The organism is Mycobacterium sp. H4Y (assembly GCF_000364405.1).
Lineage (GTDB): Bacteria > Actinomycetota > Actinomycetes > Mycobacteriales > Mycobacteriaceae > Mycobacterium > Mycobacterium intracellulare.
The window spans coordinates 2,273,862-2,288,360 of record NZ_AKIG01000001.1 but is presented as its reverse complement, the minus strand read 5'-3'; the positions used below and the strand labels follow the sequence as shown (position 1 = coordinate 2,288,360).

Here is a 14,499-nt window from a genome sequence, read left to right as displayed (position 1 = left end):
CAGTTCAGCCCAGGAATTCGGACTCCAGCACCAGGTCGGACACCAACGATTGGTACTCGAGGTGGGTCTTGTGCTCGACGGTGTTCCACCGCGTGCCCTGATGCCGGTGCATGTACCCGCGGTACTTCGGTGCGCCCGGCACCCGCACATTGTCGGCGACCACGATCGAGCCCGGATGCAGCCAGCCCCGATCCAGGATGCTCTTCAGGTCGTCGAGGTAGGCGTCCTTGTCGTGATCGATGAACACGAAATCGAGTGCGCCAGCGGCAAACCCGTGTTCGGCCAGCGCATCCAGGGTGCGGCCGCCGTCGCCGATGGTGCCGACCACACAGGTCACACGGTCGGCCACGCCGGCATGCGCCCAGATCTGGCGGGCGTTGGCGGCGTTGGCCTCGGCGAGTTCGACCGAGAACACCTTGGCCTTCGGCGCGGCCCGGGCGATGCGCAGCGCGCCGTAGCCGCAGTAGGTGCCCAATTCGAGCGCCAGCGCCGGATCGGCGCGCCGCACCGCGGCGTCGAGCAGCAGTCCCTTCTCGTCGCCGACGTTGATCAACATCGACTTCTCGTAGGCGAACTTGTCGATGGTCGTCAGCACGTCGTCGACGTCGCCGGCCCGGGCGTTGCGCAGCACGTATTCGACGGCGGCGGCTTCGCGCCCGTCGCCGATCTGGCCCGTGGTGGTGATGTTGCGATTCCCGACGGCCATCCGCCAGACCGACCACCGCAGCAGGGGTATCCGTCGCTTGAGATCCATAGGGGCCACGATAGGCCGACCGCCGGCGGTGCCCTCGCTGGCGACAGCTTTTCGCGGCCGGCATATCGCCCCCAAACTGGTGCTGCTGTGACTGGAGTGAATAGGCTGTCGGGATGTGCGTTTCACCACCGATTTCCGCTCATATTGGCTGGTTAATTGCCTGCGGGTCGCCGGGTTTCGGCGCGCGGACCCGTTAGACTTTCGGTCGATGTTCACCTCCCGAACACCCCCGCCATGACCGAGCAGCCGGACAACGGCGTCGAGCTCGGCCTGACCGGGCGGCCGCCACGGGCGATCCCGGAGCCACAGCCGCGCACCTCGCACGGCCCGGCCAAAGTCGTCGCCATGTGCAACCAGAAGGGGGGCGTCGGGAAAACCACGTCGACCATCAATCTGGGTGCCGCGCTCGCCGAGTACGGCCGCCGGGTGCTGCTGGTGGACATGGACCCGCAGGGCGCGCTGTCCGCCGGCCTGGGCGTCCCGCACTACGAGCTGGAAAAGACCATCCACAACGTGCTGGTGGAGCCGCGCGTGTCGATCGACGACGTGCTGCTGCAGACCCGGGTCAAGCACATGGATCTGGTGCCGTCCAACATCGACCTGTCGGCCGCCGAGATCCAGTTGGTCAACGAGGTGGGACGCGAGCAGACGCTGGGCCGGGCGCTGCACCCGGTGCTGGATCGCTACGACTACGTGCTGATCGACTGCCAGCCGTCGCTGGGTCTGCTCACCGTCAACGGCCTGGCCTGTTCGGACGGGGTGGTGATTCCCACCGAGTGCGAGTACTTCTCGCTGCGCGGTCTGGCGCTGCTCACCGACACCGTCGACAAGGTGCGCGACCGGCTGAACCCGAAGCTGGAGATCAGCGGGATCCTGTTGACCCGGTACGACCCGCGCACGGTCAACTCGCGCGAGGTGATGGCCCGGGTGGTGGAGCGGTTCGGCGACCTGGTGTTCGACACCGTCATCACCCGCACCGTCCGGTTCCCGGAGACCAGCGTGGCCGGCGAACCCATCACCACGTGGGCCCCGCGATCGACCGGGGCCATCGCCTATCGCGCGCTGGCCCGCGAATTCATCGACCGATTCGGCGCGTGAACGCGACCGCAAATGGTGAGGCGCCCCAGCAGAACGGCTTTCAGGTCCGCCTGACCAATTTCGAGGGGCCGTTCGATCTGCTGCTGCAGCTGATCTTCGCCCATCGCCTGGACGTGACCGAGGTGGCACTGCACCAGGTCACCGACGACTTCATCGCCTACACCCGCGAAATCGGTCCCCAGCTGGAGCTCGAGGAGACCACCGCGTTCCTGGTGGTGGCCGCGACCCTGCTCGACCTGAAGGCCGCCCGGCTGCTGCCGGCCGGGCAGGTCGACGACGACGAAGACCTGGCGCTGCTGGAGGTGCGCGACCTGTTGTTCGCCCGGCTGCTGCAGTACCGCGCGTTCAAGCACGTCGCCGAGATGTTCGCCGAGCTGGAGGCCACCGCGCTGCGCAGCTACCCGCGCGCCGTGTCGCTGGAGGACCGGTTCACCGAGCTGTTGCCCGAGGTGATGATCGGCGTCGACGCCGACCGCTTCGCCCAGATCGCAGCGATCGCGTTCAGCCCGCGGCCCGTCCCGACAGTGTCGGTGGCGCACCTGCACGAGGTGCAGGTCTCCGTCCCCGAGCAGGCCAAGAAGTTGCTGGCGATCCTTCAGGCGCGGGGCAGCGGGGCGTGGGCGACGTTCTCCGAGCTGGTCGCCGATTGTGAGGCGTCGATGGAGGTGGTCGGGCGGTTCCTGGCGCTGCTCGAACTGTATCGGTCGCGGGCGGTAGCATTCGACCAGTCAGAGCCGCTTGGCGTGCTCCAAATTTCGTGGACCGGGGAACGTCCGGTCAGTGAAGCCTTGGTAGAAGTGCGGGACGAATCATGATGGGCGCCGGTGACGACGCAGAGCGCAGCGATGCGGAGGAACGGCATCTGAACGGTGCGGAGCCCAGCGACGCCGCGCAACCCGAAGTCGACCTGGATTCCGACCTCGACGTGGGCATCCCGGACATCGCCGAGGCCGCGCCGATGGAGTCCGAGGAACTCGGCTCGGTGCTCGAGGCGCTGCTGCTGGTGGTGGACACCCCGGTCACCGCGGAGGCGCTGGCGTCCGCCACGCAACAGCCGGTGTATCGGATCGCCACCAAGCTGCAGGAGATGGCCGAGGAACTGACCGCGCGCGACAGCGGCATCGACCTGCGGAAGAACAGCGAGGGCTGGCGCATGTATACCCGCGCCCGGTTCGCGCCGTACGTGGAAAAGCTGCTGCTGGACGGCGCGCGGTCCAAGCTCACCCGGGCCGCGCTGGAGACGCTGGCCGTGGTCGCCTACCGCCAGCCCGTGACGCGTGCGCGGGTGAGCGCGGTGCGCGGCGTCAACGTCGACGCGGTGATGCGCACGCTGCTGGCGCGCGGCCTGATCACCGAAGCCGGGGTGGACGACGACAGCGGCGCGACGACGTTCGCGACCACCGAGCTTTTCTTGGAGCGCCTGGGGCTGACGTCGCTGGCCGACCTGCCGGACATCGCGCCGCTGCTGCCCGACGTGGACACGATCGAGGATCTCAGCGAATCCCTGGACAGCGAGCCACGTTTCATCAAACTTTCCGGCGGCCAGGCGGCCGACCCGGCGCTGACCTTCGACGTGGACCAGGATTGATGGTCGAAGCTGAGGGGATCCGGCTGCAAAAGGTGTTGTCCCAGGCCGGAATTGCGTCGCGGCGGGCCGCCGAGAAGTTGATCATCGAGGGCCGCGTCGAGGTGGACGGGCAGGTGGTGACCGAATTGGGCACCCGCGTCGACCCGGACGTCTCGGTGATCCGTGTGGACGGGGCCCGGATCGTCCTCGACGATTCGCAGGTGTATCTGGCGCTGAACAAGCCGCGCGGCGTGCACTCGACCATGTCGGACGACCGCGGGCGGCCGTGTATCGGTGATTTGATCGAACGGCGAGTTCGCGGGAACAAGAACCTGTTTCACGTCGGGCGCTTGGACGCGGACACCGAAGGGCTGATCCTGCTGACCAACGACGGTGAACTCGCGCACCGGTTGATGCATCCCTCCCACGAGGTGCCCAAGACGTACCTGGCGACGGTGACCGGGTCGGTGCCCCGCGGTGTCGGCAAGGCGCTGCGTGCCGGGATCGAGTTGGAGGACGGTCCCGCGCGGGTCGACGAGTTCGCGGTGGTGGACGCGATCCCGGGTAAGACGCTGGTGCGGGTCACGTTGCACGAGGGCCGCAATCGCATCGTGCGCCGGCTGCTGGCGGCGGCCGGGTTCCCGGTGGAAGCGTTGGTGCGCACCGACATTGGGCCGGTGTCGCTCGGCAAGCAGCGCCCGGGCAGCTTCCGGGCGCTGGGCCGCGACGAGATCGGGCAGCTCTACAAGGCGGTGGGCCTGTGAGTGGGGTAGTGGTGGCCATCGACGGCCCGGCGGGTACCGGAAAGTCTTCGGTGTCAAAGGGATTGGCGTGCGCTTTAGGGGCCCGCTACCTCGATACGGGGGCGATGTACCGGATGGTGACGCTGGCCGTGTTGCGTGCGGGCGTCGATCCGGGCGACGTCGACGCGGTCGGCCGGGTCGGGTCGACGGCGCAGCTGTCGGTGGACGGCGATCGGTGTTTGCTTGCCGGAGAGGACGTTTCCACCGAGATTCGGGGGGATGCCGTCACCGGCGCCGTCTCGGCGGTGTCGGCGGTGCCCGCGGTGCGCGCCCGGCTGGTCGAGTTGCAGCGCGAGATGGCCGCTGGGCCGGGCGATGTCGTCGTCGAGGGCCGCGACATCGGCACCGTCGTCCTGCCCGACGCGCCGGTGAAGATCTTTTTGACCGCGTCGGCAGAAACGCGGGCGCGTCGGCGCAACGACCAGAACGTGGCGGCCGGGCTGGCCGACGACTACGACGCCGCGCTCGCCGACGTCCGCCGTCGCGACCATCTGGATTCCACGCGGGCGGTGTCGCCGCTGCGGGCCGCCCCCGACGCGGTGGTCGTCGACACCAGCGAGATGACCGAGGCGCAGGTGATCACCCATCTGCGGGACTTGGTCGACCAGCGAAGCGGGGCGGTGCGGTGACCCAGGACGGCACATGGAGTGACGAAAGCGACTGGGAATCCGTCGAATTCGGCATCGACGAACAGGAGGAGGCCGGCCCGGCGCCCGTGGTGGCGGTGGTGGGCCGGCCCAACGTCGGCAAGTCCACGCTGGTGAACCGGATCCTGGGCCGTCGCGAAGCGGTGGTTCAGGACATCCCGGGCGTCACCCGCGACCGGGTGTCCTACGACGCGCTGTGGACCGGCCGCCGGTTCGTCGTGCAGGACACCGGCGGATGGGAGCCCGACGCCAAGGGGCTGCAGCAGCTGGTGGCCGAGCAGGCCTCGGTGGCCATGCGCACCGCGGACGCGGTGATCCTGGTGGTCGACGCCGTCGTCGGCGCCACCTCGGCCGACGAAGCCGCCGCCCGGATCCTCCTGCGGTCGGGAAAGCCAGTGTTCCTGGCCGCCAACAAGGTTGACAGCGACAAGGCCGAAGCGGACGCGGCGATGTTGTGGTCGCTGGGGCTCGGTGAGCCGCACGCGATCAGCGCCATGCACGGCCGCGGGGTGGCCGATCTGCTTGACGAGGTGCTGGCCGCGCTGCCCGCGGTGTCGGAGGTGGGCCCCAAACCCGGTGGCCCGCGGCGCGTGGCGCTGGTCGGTAAACCCAACGTGGGCAAGAGCTCGCTGCTGAACAAGCTAGCCGGCGATCAGCGCTCGGTGGTGCACGATGTCGCGGGGACGACGGTGGACCCGGTGGACTCCCTCATCGAGCTGGGCGACAGGGTGTGGCGGTTCGTCGACACGGCGGGTTTGCGGCGCAAGGTCGGTCAGGCCAGCGGCCACGAGTTCTACGCATCGGTGCGCACGCACTCGGCCATCGACGCGGCCGAGGTGGTGATCGTGCTGATCGATGCGTCGGACCCGCTGACCGAACAGGACCAGCGGGTGCTGTCGATGGTCATCGAAGCCGGCCGGGCCCTGGTGCTGGCGTTCAACAAGTGGGACCTGGTCGACGAGGACCGGCGCGAGCTGCTGGAGCGCGAGATCGACCGCGAACTCGTGCAGCTGCGGTGGGCGCCGCGCGTCAACATCTCCGCCAAGACCGGCCGCGCCGTGCAAAAGCTGGTGCCGGCCATGGAGACCTCGCTGGCGTCGTGGGATGCGCGGATCGCCACCGGCCCGCTGAATTCCTGGCTGAAAGAGGTGGTGGCGGCCACCCCGCCACCGGTGCGCGGCGGCAAGCAGCCGCGGATCCTGTTCGCCACCCAGGCCACCGCCCGGCCCCCGACGTTCGTGCTGTTCACCACCGGCTTCCTCGAGGCGGGCTATCGGCGTTTCCTGGAGCGCCGGCTGCGCGAGACCTTCGGCTTCGAGGGGTCGCCGATGCGGATCAACGTGCGCGTGCGCGAAAAGCGGGGCGCCCGGCGGCGCTGAGCGCCGGGGCTCTCGCGACGGTGTCGGTCACTTCCGGACCAGGTGGTGATTCTCGAACCCGATAGCGCATGCGCTAGCACGTTGGATGACGAGGCGCTGGTCGCCCAGACGCTGGGCGCCTGGCGAATTGGTGGAGCGCTTACGGTAGGCTTTCGACCTGCTGCCGGTGGAACCACTGGCGCGCGGGCTGTGGCGCAGTTTGGTAGCGCACTTGACTGGGGGTCAAGTGGTCGCAGGTTCAAATCCTGTCAGCCCGACTAGACAGAATATGCCCTGGCCTGCGGTGACGCGATTAGGTCAGGATGAGATGACGCGGAGTTGGGGACCATTTGGGGACCACAAGTGCCGCTCAAGCAGGTCGCCCGCCTTGATGACGGATTGCCGGTCGGGGTGCAGATAGCGCTGGGTCGTTGTCAGCGCTCCGTGACCGGCGATCTTGCGGAGGATGTGTACCGGGACACCTGCATCGGCCATCCACGTCAGTCCCGTATGCCGTAAGCCATGGCGCGTGAGCTTTTCGTAGCCGAGCTGGGTGACCACGGCGTCCCAAGAGGTTGCGTCGCGCAGCGTGGCTGTGGTGATCCTTCCGCCCCTGGGGCCGACGAAGAGCCGCGCATCGGGGTTGCTTGCGACGACGTCCATCCGTCGCTGGACGAGTTCGCGGACAGCCGGGATCAACGGGACTTCGCGCGCACGTTTGCCCTTAGTGTTCTTGTCCACCAAGCCACCCGGCGATGGGGTGGTCTGACGGCGTACCGTCCATATCCACTCGTGGGTGTTGATGTCGCGCACCAGGCATCCGGCCACTTCGCCGATGCGGGCGGCCGTGCACGCCTCGAAGATGACTGCGTCACCCCAACCCCGATAACGGCCCGCCGACCGGGCGACGAGTGCATCGGCGAGGGTGGTGAGGGCAGTCCAGTTCGGGAGCGCAAGTGCCCGTGGATCGTCGAGTTCGTCCTCGGCGAGCTTGTATTGGCGTTGCCAACCGGAGACTCGAGCCGGATTGCGGTCAATGATGCCGTCTCGCAGCGCTTGTTCCATGATGCGGACGAGCACGGCGAGGCTGTTCTTGACAGTTGATCGACTGCATTCGTCCGCGATCCACGCGTGCACAGCTCGATCCACTGCACCGTTGGTGACCATGGCAATGGGCAGGTGCCCAAGCGTCGGGACAACGCGTTTGCGCCAGCCGGCCAGGTAGGGATCGGTGGTCTTGGACTCAAGCCCCCGCAGCGCCAATGCCATGTTCGTGGTGCCGTATTCCGCCAGCGTCGTCGTGGCCGTCTTCGGGTCGACCCCGTGCGCCGCGGCGCGTTCCATCCGGGCGGCCCAGTCGATTGCCGCTTCACGCGTTGCAAAGGACGCGGATTTCGAGGTCCGGCCCTTGGTGGCCGGATCGATCCACCGGACCCGAGCGCGGAAGGGAGCAGCCCGGCTGGGGCGCTCCTCGATGTCAACTGATAACGAAACGCCAAGTGGAAGTGTCAGTTCTTCGGCCATCACGCGACCTCGCCGGGGTCAACATGCCGACTAGACAACCAGGCCTCGACATCGTTGGAGTTATACATGTACACCCGGTCCGAAACGCGTACGAAGGCCGGGCCTTTGGGCGGATGCGACGTACGCCAGCGTCGAATGGTGGATGCGTCGACGTGGAGCAGCTCGGCAAGTTCGGCTGAGCTGTACCAGTGCCCGTCTAGCAAGGCCATCGTGCTGCGTTCCCTTCCCGCATCGGCCGGCGCGAGCTTTCGGGCGCCAGTGTCGTGCGGTACCTCGTTTCTAAAGGCTAGAGCCGGCGGTGGCGTTACGCGACGGTCGGCCGTAACGAGAATTGGCGCATGTTCCCGCGCTCACCGGTTCGGTCGGCCGTCGTGCGCCGCCGCTCCACTCCGGCTCGGTGTGTGGCCGCCGGCTTAGTAGCGACCTTTGCGGGCCGCGCGTTCTACTGCGCGGCGCTGCTGGCGGCTGAGCATGACGTCGTGCTGGCCAGCTTGGTGCAGTGGGTAAGCGGCGCTCGCCACGACAGACTCCAATTCCGCCACGCGGATTCGCAATCGCCGCAACTCCTCAGACTCACGGCGCAGGCGGGCCAGTTCCTGGTCGCGCTGATCGGCAGCGTCGACGTCAAGGCGGAGACGCTTGCGGAGCGTCTCGATCTCGTCGCGGGCCTGCCGGTACGACGGATCCTCCGACAGGACCCGGTGGAGATCTACCGAGGCCGCGAACTGCTCCATCGCGGACCGCAACTCGTCGCCGATGTCGCCCGACGCGTGCCGGTGCACAAGGGATTGCAGGAGGGTTTTGCATTGGTAGTCCGAGCTAAGAAACAGGCGCGCCAAGGTCTCCATGGAGGGCAGCGGTAGGCGCGCATCAGGGTCGGGGCGGTGCGCGCGAGGCACCTCGACGACACGCACCGCCGCGCCGGAATCAAGGGCTGCGATGCGCTCCGCGGATGCTCGCCGCCGGCAACGCGCGGAGCACCACAAAGGCCGTCGACCTGGCCCCTTATCGGGTACTTCGAAAGACGTACCGCAGCGCGGGCACACCCGTTCCGAAACCGTTCTTGCCTCCAAGACCACTGCGTCAACGCCCCTTACCACGCTGCTCCTCGAAAACGTCTGGACGAAATGTTATCAATACGAGACCTTAGTGCAAGAGGTGTGATGTTCGGCGCATAGTGAAAATTAGCAGCGCTAAATTCCAAGTAAGTGCGCCCGAGCGCACGGGTCATTTGCAGGGCAAAGAGCGTTTAGCCGGTTGACCGCCAGGAGCGGTTGAATGTGAACCGAAATAATTGGGGCGCGGATGGCTGCGCGAAGGCGCGGTGATGGTTCTTACCGGCGCGCGGCGCTTCCGCGAACCGATGGTCCTCCGTCGTGCGACCTCGAAAAACCGCGCGTCGGGTTATCCCACCACGCTCGAGGCGGCGGAGCGGCTCTGGCACGGACACGACACAGGGCACGCGGAGACGAACGGCCTTCTCGCCCTTCGTTTCGGCCGTCGACGAGGTCTACACCGAGAACGTCAATTGCGGGAAGCACACGTCGAAATGAGGCTGGTCCGCAGCGAGCCAGTCGTCGCTGACGATTCCGTGCACCACTGACAGCGGCACAGGGTCCATCGCAACTAAGGCTCGCGCTAACGCTTGCTCCATCAGCGGCAGACTACCGAGGGCCTCGGGCCCGAACGCGGGTACCGCGTGTGCCAACACGCGGTCCGCGACACGTGGAAGCCTCAACTCGCACCCGCCCGGTTTCTTGGCCGGTGAAACGCGAGGTCGGGTGTCACGATGTACGAGTGGCAGGGGAGCGGCGCGCAGTGGCGGCTTTTCCGAGCTAACGCGCCACCCTGGCGGTGGTCCCGAACAATGATGGCGGCATGTTGGCGCGAGATGGCGACGGCTGGCGGGACTGTGGTCGTGATTGGCTCGCGGAGCGGCGCAGAGTGCGGAGCGGGCAGCGGAACACCTAGCGGCTCCAGCCCCGGACCGAACGAAGGCTTGAATATCGCCCGGCATGCTGACCCACTGGGGGAGTCGTCGGCCGGCGCAGCGGGGTCCGAGCGCCTTGCCGACCGTGGGCGATGCGTCGTTTCCGGTTCTGGAAACGCTGCCGGAGAAGGCCGCCAATCGAAGCGCGCCCTACTAGTAGTACATTCGGCTCCGGAAAGGGTTGCTCCCGTGCTTGTACGGATCGCTTCAGGAAGGCGCGTTATGAGTGGTTCCAAACGGGGGCGACGTAGCGGCTCCGAGCGCCGACGTCTGACTGAGACGGTTGTCGTTCGCCTTGCACCGGCTGAAAAGAAGATCTTGGAAGAAGCGGCGGCGCGGATGGGCATTAGCATCGTCCGCCTCGTGCGCGAGTCCATCAACGGTCATATCCGCGAGCCGGTGCTGGCGACTGGCGAACGGAATGGACCACCGAACATCAAGAAGAGTGAGCGGGGTTCAGCAACCGCTGACAGTGCCTACGCCGAAGAGGTGGTTGTGCCGCTGGGACAGGACTGACGTACTCGCTGCCTCAGTGAGGCTCTTACATGCACTGGGCAGGCGAATGCCCAATTTCGGCGCCAGCATGATTTCCAGCGGCCAGCACCTCGGTCGGGCAGTATCGTGATGCGCACGAATACATCCCGGCCTGGCGGCACTTTGGCTGCATACGTGCCATGACCGACCGGCGTCTCCCTCCTCCTGAAATTGATCAAGCGTCATCGCATCAATCGCAGTGGGATCGGCACCCATTGGTTGCGCAAATGTTCGGATGCCCCCAACGCCGATTCCAGCTACCAGTTTCGTCGAGGTAGCAGATCGACTCCGTGAGCCGGTCAAGGGCATCAACGCTCAACGCCGGCAACCGAGTTGGCCCGATGCGGTAATGCAACGAGTAGCCCGTGCCTCCAGCCATGAGCTGAGCGCCTCACCCTCGGGTGGCCATGAGTTTGAAGTCGGATGGAAAAAGTACGGATAGACCCGATTGATGTCGGTCGGGGCTAAAAGACGCAAAGGCTGGCGGCGGAATGCACTACTAGTAGGGCAGACAGTTGAGCGCTGACGCCGATTACTTGAGAGCGTGCCCACGCGCCCGAGCCAAAACAGTCCGGAGCGGGTCGCCCAGTGGGAACGCTGGCGATCCGTCGTGGGCCACAACATCCGCGAGTTACGGATCCAGCAAGGGATGACTCAAGAGGCGCTTGCATTGCGGTCGGGCGTTACACGCAATGTCCTCATCGATGTTGAGCACGGCCGCCGCGGATTGCTCTATGAGCGCCTTTTCGACATCGCCGAGGCCCTGCAAGTTCCGGTAAACGAGCTATTGGTTGCGCGTGCGCGGCGCCGAAACAAGCGCTAAGCAGGTGTTTTGACGCAACCAGCGGTCTGTTTGGCGCAGGGCCGATGTAACGTCCGGTTCTCCTCGAAAGGCGCCGGTACGTTCGTCAGGCCCTGGGAGGGCAGGCGGGTGCGTCGATTACTTTGGTCGTCCTGCGCGGTCGGTTCCAACCCGAACGCCGACTCTTCGGAACAGCCACACCCAGGGCACTCTCGATCGTACTACTAGTAGTGCTACATCACATCCGTTGCTCGAACGAAAGCGCTTGCGATCACGTTATTCGGATCGCCTTGGCCGCCAATCTGCGACGCCAATCCGATTTACGATTTACGGCGCGTCGCGTCGGTTGACAAGAACATGACCGCGCAGGAGTTCAGCCATCGTTTCCCAATCGACCAAGTCTTCCAGCCCTAGCTGCGCTGATCCGTGCGCTTCTGCGAGTCCGCGGCGCCGATCAGTGACTGGTTGAGCCTAGGACTGCGCTGTTGGTCACAGGTAGTTGCCCTGGGGTAGTTCGGGTTTGAAGCGGCCGGACCGGATGGTGGCCAGGAGCGCGGTGTCGCTGACCGTCCCGGTGGCTAGGACGGTACGCCGAACGATTTCGCGGATGTCGGCGCCGTTGGTTTCGGCGTTGAAGTGGGCGGCGACTTGGCTGGCATCAATGGATTCGGCTCCGGGAATGCCCCGCAGGTAGGTGGTCAGGATCTGTGCGGCCGCCTCGCTTGTGGGATAACCGATCTCGATGATCGAGTCGAATCGTGCGGTCCGGATCGCCGCCGCGTCCAACGCCGCGACGTCGTTTGTGGAAGCCAGCGTCAAGATCGGCGCTGAGGGGTCTGTGTCCATGACAGCCAAGAACTCCGAGAGAGGACGAACCTCGCCGTGGTGGCGGCGATTGCCGACGATGAGGTCGATGTCCTCGAGCACGATCACGGTGGGCCCTAGTGCACGGGCCTCTTTGTACACGGCGGACAGCACTGATTTGCCGGCGCGGGCGTCGACATTGATCACGGTGAACGGCCCGACGAGTTCGGCGGCGATGGTTTGCGAGATCGCGGTCTTGCCGACGCCCGGCGGCCCGGCGAGCAGGATTCCGCGGCGTACTCCCAGCCCCAACTGGGTCATCAACTGCCGGTGGGTGGTCAACGCGGCGATATTGAGGTCGATCTCTTCCCATACCGACTCGGGCACAACCACGTTCGTGCGGCTAAGGGTTGGGATGTCCGTGACCTCAAGAACCAGGCCGTTGTTCTCGGATGCGGTCAACGCTCGGCCACGGTAGAGGTTTTTGGCGCCATCGGCGTCGGTCATGATCGCCTCGATCACGGCGACGGCATGACCGCGATCAGCAGGGGTGGTGTAGACCTGCAGCCGTGGCGTATCGGAATACAGCGTCGATGAACTTAGCCGGACCACGACGGGCGCGGGGGCGAGCTGGCCGGCGGTGAAGAACGCCGACAGCCGCGCAGGCGGCGCAAGGTGTTTGTCGCCAATCTCGATGTGCGCCCAGGTCGGTGGCTCATCGTCGTCGCTGGGCCCGATCGGGGGATCGAAGCGGTCGATCAACGCGGCCAGCGCCAACCCGGCCGCGACGTGTCCGATCGAGGACAGCCGCCGTGACTCACATACCAGATCCGACCCCGATCGGCCCAACATCGCATGCAGAAACCCCGCGAGGGTGACTTGCGTGGTTACCGACCCCGTCAAAATTTGGCCGACTAACTGCACTGCCCGCCGAACCGACGAATCCTCACCGGCCAACACCGCGGCTAGGGCTGATGGCTCAACGTCGGACATGCTCAGCAGTATGCCCGCACCTACCGACAGCACCGCAGGACCGGCCATCGCTGACACCTTTGGCCCGCGTGAAATAGCGGGCGCAATAGGGTCGCCGACCGTTTTCCGGCGGCGACCGGTAACAACTAGCTGCCCGGCGAGCCTTGCTGGATCACCTTGGGAACCGGTAGGCCATCTCGACGTAGGTCGCCGGGGAAGCACGGCGATGTTGCGACGATGGTCGGTGGATAGTCGGGAGGATATGCCGCCTTGATTTGTATGTGGTATCCGTCCGGGAAGTAACCGAATTGGTTGGGTTTTTCGAAGCCGTCGCGCTCGATCACCGTGATGCCCCAGCTTCGCCAAAGCTCTCCGGCGTGTGCGATGAGATCTGCCCCTTCACGCCGGCGGGCCCGATCACTTTGGCGAACAACGAAAATTCGGTGGGGCCGGGGCCGGTGTAGTTGGCATCGCAGCCGAAGTTGCTGCCGCCGATGGTTGAACCGCCCCGAGTTCGATGCACACGCGGTTATGGGTGTGCAGCCTCTGATTGGGCTGTGTTCGTAGCGTAGTAGATCGTCTCGTACTCGGTCGGTGGGATGCGGCCCAGGCGGTGCATGAGCCGGCTGGTGTTGTACCAGTGCACCCAGTCGGCGGTGAGCAGTTCCACGTCGGTCAGGCGCTGCAGGGGGCCGCGCCGGAAGGGCGAATCCGCCCGGACGGCTTCGGTCTTGTACAGCCCTATCGTTGTTTCGGCCAGAGCGTTGTCGAAGGCGTCCCCGACAGTGCCGATTGAGGCCACCAGCCCGGACAGGGTCAAGGTTTCCCCGAACCGCACCGACGTATATTGCGACCCTGCGTCCGAATGGTGAATAGTGTTGCCCATCAATGGATTGCCTTCATTGAACCGCAGTTGCGCCGCATGCCTGATCGCCTGACGCACGAACCGGTCTTCCTTGCTTGCCGAGCAGGTCCAGCCCACGATCCGCCCGGCGTAGGCATCAATGGCGAACGCGGTGTAGACGAACACCCCGGTGGCCAGGCGCACGTAGGTGAAATCCGCGACGAGCAGCACGTTGGGGGCGCGCACCCGGAACTGGCGTTTGACCAGATCCGCCGCCCGGGTCGCGGCCGGGTCGGCCACGGTGGTGCGGACCTTTTTGCGCCGGGTGACCCCGCGCCAGCCGTTGACGCGCATCAGTCGTTCCACGGTGCAGCGGGCCACGGTGATGCCCTGGCGTTGCAAGTGAGCCCACATTTTCGTGGCCCCGTACAAGGACTCCGGTTTGCGCCGGCCGTGCTCGTCGGGTTCGTAGTAGCCGGCCAGCACCTCGGTAATGACGGTGTCCCACAGGGCCCGCGCCGACGGTGGGCGGGCCAGCCAGGCATAGAAGGTTCTCGGGGCGATCACGCAGCCGTGCTCAGTGAGCACGCGGCAGATCGGAGNGACCCCGAACCGAGCACGATGCTCGGCGATGAACGCACAGATCAACGGTGTCGCGGGTCGCTCTCCCGCACGAAGAAACTTGTTGCCGCCTTGAGGATTTCGATGGTTATCTGAGGTTCTCAGCGTCCTGTCGATGATGTAAACGACACGCGGTCCGGGGTGCGCCGAGATCCGTTGTGGGCTGGTTATCTTCGGTGTC

General features: G+C 66.0%; 14 protein-coding genes, 1 tRNA gene and 1 pseudogene. 9 read left to right on the top strand and 7 right to left on the bottom strand.

Annotation, left to right across the window (positions count from 1 at the left end):
• Positions 1–4 precede the first annotated feature (4 nt).
• Positions 5–754 carry an O-methyltransferase gene (locus tag W7U_RS10050; RefSeq protein WP_036428952.1) on the bottom strand — a complete coding sequence of 250 codons (750 nt, stop codon included), beginning with the start codon at positions 752–754 and terminating at the stop codon, positions 5–7.
• Between the two features lie 234 nt (positions 755–988).
• On the opposite strand from W7U_RS10050, the gene W7U_RS10045 reads away from it, so the two are divergent.
• The 7 genes from W7U_RS10045 to W7U_RS10015 all read left to right on the top strand — a co-directional run bounded on the left by W7U_RS10045 (position 989) and on the right by W7U_RS10015 (position 6,505).
• Positions 989–1,852, top strand: coding sequence for a ParA family protein (locus tag W7U_RS10045; RefSeq protein ID WP_008257550.1), 864 nt, complete (start codon positions 989–991; stop codon positions 1,850–1,852).
• On the top strand, positions 1,849–2,667 hold the full coding sequence (locus W7U_RS10040; protein WP_008257548.1) for a segregation/condensation protein A: 819 nt from the start codon (positions 1,849–1,851) through the stop codon (positions 2,665–2,667). The genes W7U_RS10045 and W7U_RS10040 overlap by 4 nt, the downstream gene beginning before the upstream one ends.
• Entirely contained in the window at positions 2,664–3,440 is a 777-nt protein-coding gene (scpB, locus tag W7U_RS10035; protein WP_225336783.1) for an SMC-Scp complex subunit ScpB, read from the top strand. Before W7U_RS10040 ends, scpB begins: the two co-directional genes overlap by 4 nt.
• Positions 3,440–4,183 (top strand): pseudouridine synthase, encoded by a 744-nt coding sequence (locus W7U_RS10030; protein ID WP_008257544.1) that lies wholly within the window; start codon positions 3,440–3,442, stop codon positions 4,181–4,183. Before scpB ends, W7U_RS10030 begins: the two co-directional genes overlap by 1 nt.
• Complete coding sequence (gene cmk, locus W7U_RS10025; protein ID WP_170320570.1) at positions 4,180–4,851, top strand: (d)CMP kinase; 672 nt, start codon at positions 4,180–4,182, stop codon at positions 4,849–4,851. The genes W7U_RS10030 and cmk overlap by 4 nt, the downstream gene beginning before the upstream one ends.
• On the top strand, positions 4,848–6,248 hold the full coding sequence (gene der, locus W7U_RS10020; RefSeq protein ID WP_008257539.1) for a ribosome biogenesis GTPase Der: 1,401 nt from the start codon (positions 4,848–4,850) through the stop codon (positions 6,246–6,248). Before cmk ends, der begins: the two co-directional genes overlap by 4 nt.
• Positions 6,249–6,431: 183 nt before the next feature.
• A tRNA-Pro gene (locus tag W7U_RS10015) sits at positions 6,432–6,505 on the top strand.
• 40 nt (positions 6,506–6,545) lie between these two features.
• Here W7U_RS10015 and W7U_RS10010 read toward each other — a convergent pair.
• The 3 genes from W7U_RS10010 to W7U_RS10005 all read right to left on the bottom strand — a co-directional run bounded on the left by W7U_RS10010 (position 6,546) and on the right by W7U_RS10005 (position 8,599).
• On the bottom strand, positions 6,546–7,751 hold the full coding sequence (locus W7U_RS10010; protein ID WP_033720053.1) for a site-specific integrase: 1,206 nt from the start codon (positions 7,749–7,751) through the stop codon (positions 6,546–6,548).
• Entirely contained in the window at positions 7,751–7,960 is a 210-nt protein-coding gene (locus W7U_RS25530) for a helix-turn-helix domain-containing protein (protein ID WP_008257535.1), read from the bottom strand. The genes W7U_RS10010 and W7U_RS25530 overlap by 1 nt, the downstream gene beginning before the upstream one ends.
• Before the next feature lie 204 nt (positions 7,961–8,164).
• Positions 8,165–8,599, bottom strand: coding sequence for a hypothetical protein (locus W7U_RS10005; RefSeq protein ID WP_008257533.1), 435 nt, complete (start codon positions 8,597–8,599; stop codon positions 8,165–8,167).
• Between the two features lie 1,364 nt (positions 8,600–9,963).
• On the opposite strand from W7U_RS10005, the gene W7U_RS25520 reads away from it, so the two are divergent.
• Complete coding sequence (locus W7U_RS25520) at positions 9,964–10,257, top strand: hypothetical protein (protein WP_129560197.1); 294 nt, start codon at positions 9,964–9,966, stop codon at positions 10,255–10,257.
• Between the two features lie 562 nt (positions 10,258–10,819).
• Positions 10,820–11,098, top strand: a complete 279-nt coding sequence (locus W7U_RS09995; protein WP_036428947.1) for a helix-turn-helix transcriptional regulator — start codon at positions 10,820–10,822, stop codon at positions 11,096–11,098.
• A gap of 468 nt (positions 11,099–11,566) precedes the next feature.
• Here W7U_RS09995 and W7U_RS09990 read toward each other — a convergent pair whose 3' ends face one another.
• From W7U_RS09990 to W7U_RS09975, 3 genes and pseudogenes are all read right to left on the bottom strand, one after another.
• Positions 11,567–12,733 (bottom strand): ATP-binding protein, encoded by a 1,167-nt coding sequence (locus W7U_RS09990; protein WP_008257524.1) that lies wholly within the window; start codon positions 12,731–12,733, stop codon positions 11,567–11,569.
• A gap of 266 nt (positions 12,734–12,999) precedes the next feature.
• Positions 13,000–13,197 (bottom strand): hypothetical protein, encoded by a 198-nt coding sequence (locus W7U_RS09985; protein ID WP_008257522.1) that lies wholly within the window; start codon positions 13,195–13,197, stop codon positions 13,000–13,002.
• Between the two features lie 185 nt (positions 13,198–13,382).
• Positions 13,383–14,419 (bottom strand): annotated as a pseudogene (locus W7U_RS09975) (IS3 family transposase); the annotation flags it as partial.
• Positions 14,420–14,499 lie beyond the last annotated feature (80 nt).

Bases quoted from the DNA above. Each gene is read 5' to 3' on its own strand.
- W7U_RS10010 (WP_033720053.1), bottom strand. From the start codon at position 7,751: ATGGCCGAAGAACTGACACTTCCACTTGGCGTTTCGTTATCAGTTGAC.
- W7U_RS10005 (WP_008257533.1), bottom strand. From the start codon at position 8,599: ATGGAGACCTTGGCGCGCCTGTTTCTTAGCTCGGACTACCAATGCAAA.
- W7U_RS10045 (WP_008257550.1), top strand. From the start codon at position 989: ATGACCGAGCAGCCGGACAACGGCGTCGAGCTCGGCCTGACCGGGCGG.
- W7U_RS25530 (WP_008257535.1), bottom strand. From the start codon at position 7,960: ATGGCCTTGCTAGACGGGCACTGGTACAGCTCAGCCGAACTTGCCGAG.
- scpB (WP_225336783.1), top strand. From the start codon at position 2,664: ATGATGGGCGCCGGTGACGACGCAGAGCGCAGCGATGCGGAGGAACGG.
- W7U_RS10030 (WP_008257544.1), top strand. From the start codon at position 3,440: ATGGTCGAAGCTGAGGGGATCCGGCTGCAAAAGGTGTTGTCCCAGGCC.
- W7U_RS10050 (WP_036428952.1), bottom strand. From the start codon at position 754: ATGGATCTCAAGCGACGGATACCCCTGCTGCGGTGGTCGGTCTGGCGG.
- W7U_RS25520 (WP_129560197.1), top strand. From the start codon at position 9,964: ATGAGTGGTTCCAAACGGGGGCGACGTAGCGGCTCCGAGCGCCGACGT.
- W7U_RS09990 (WP_008257524.1), bottom strand. From the start codon at position 12,733: ATGTTGGGCCGATCGGGGTCGGATCTGGTATGTGAGTCACGGCGGCTG.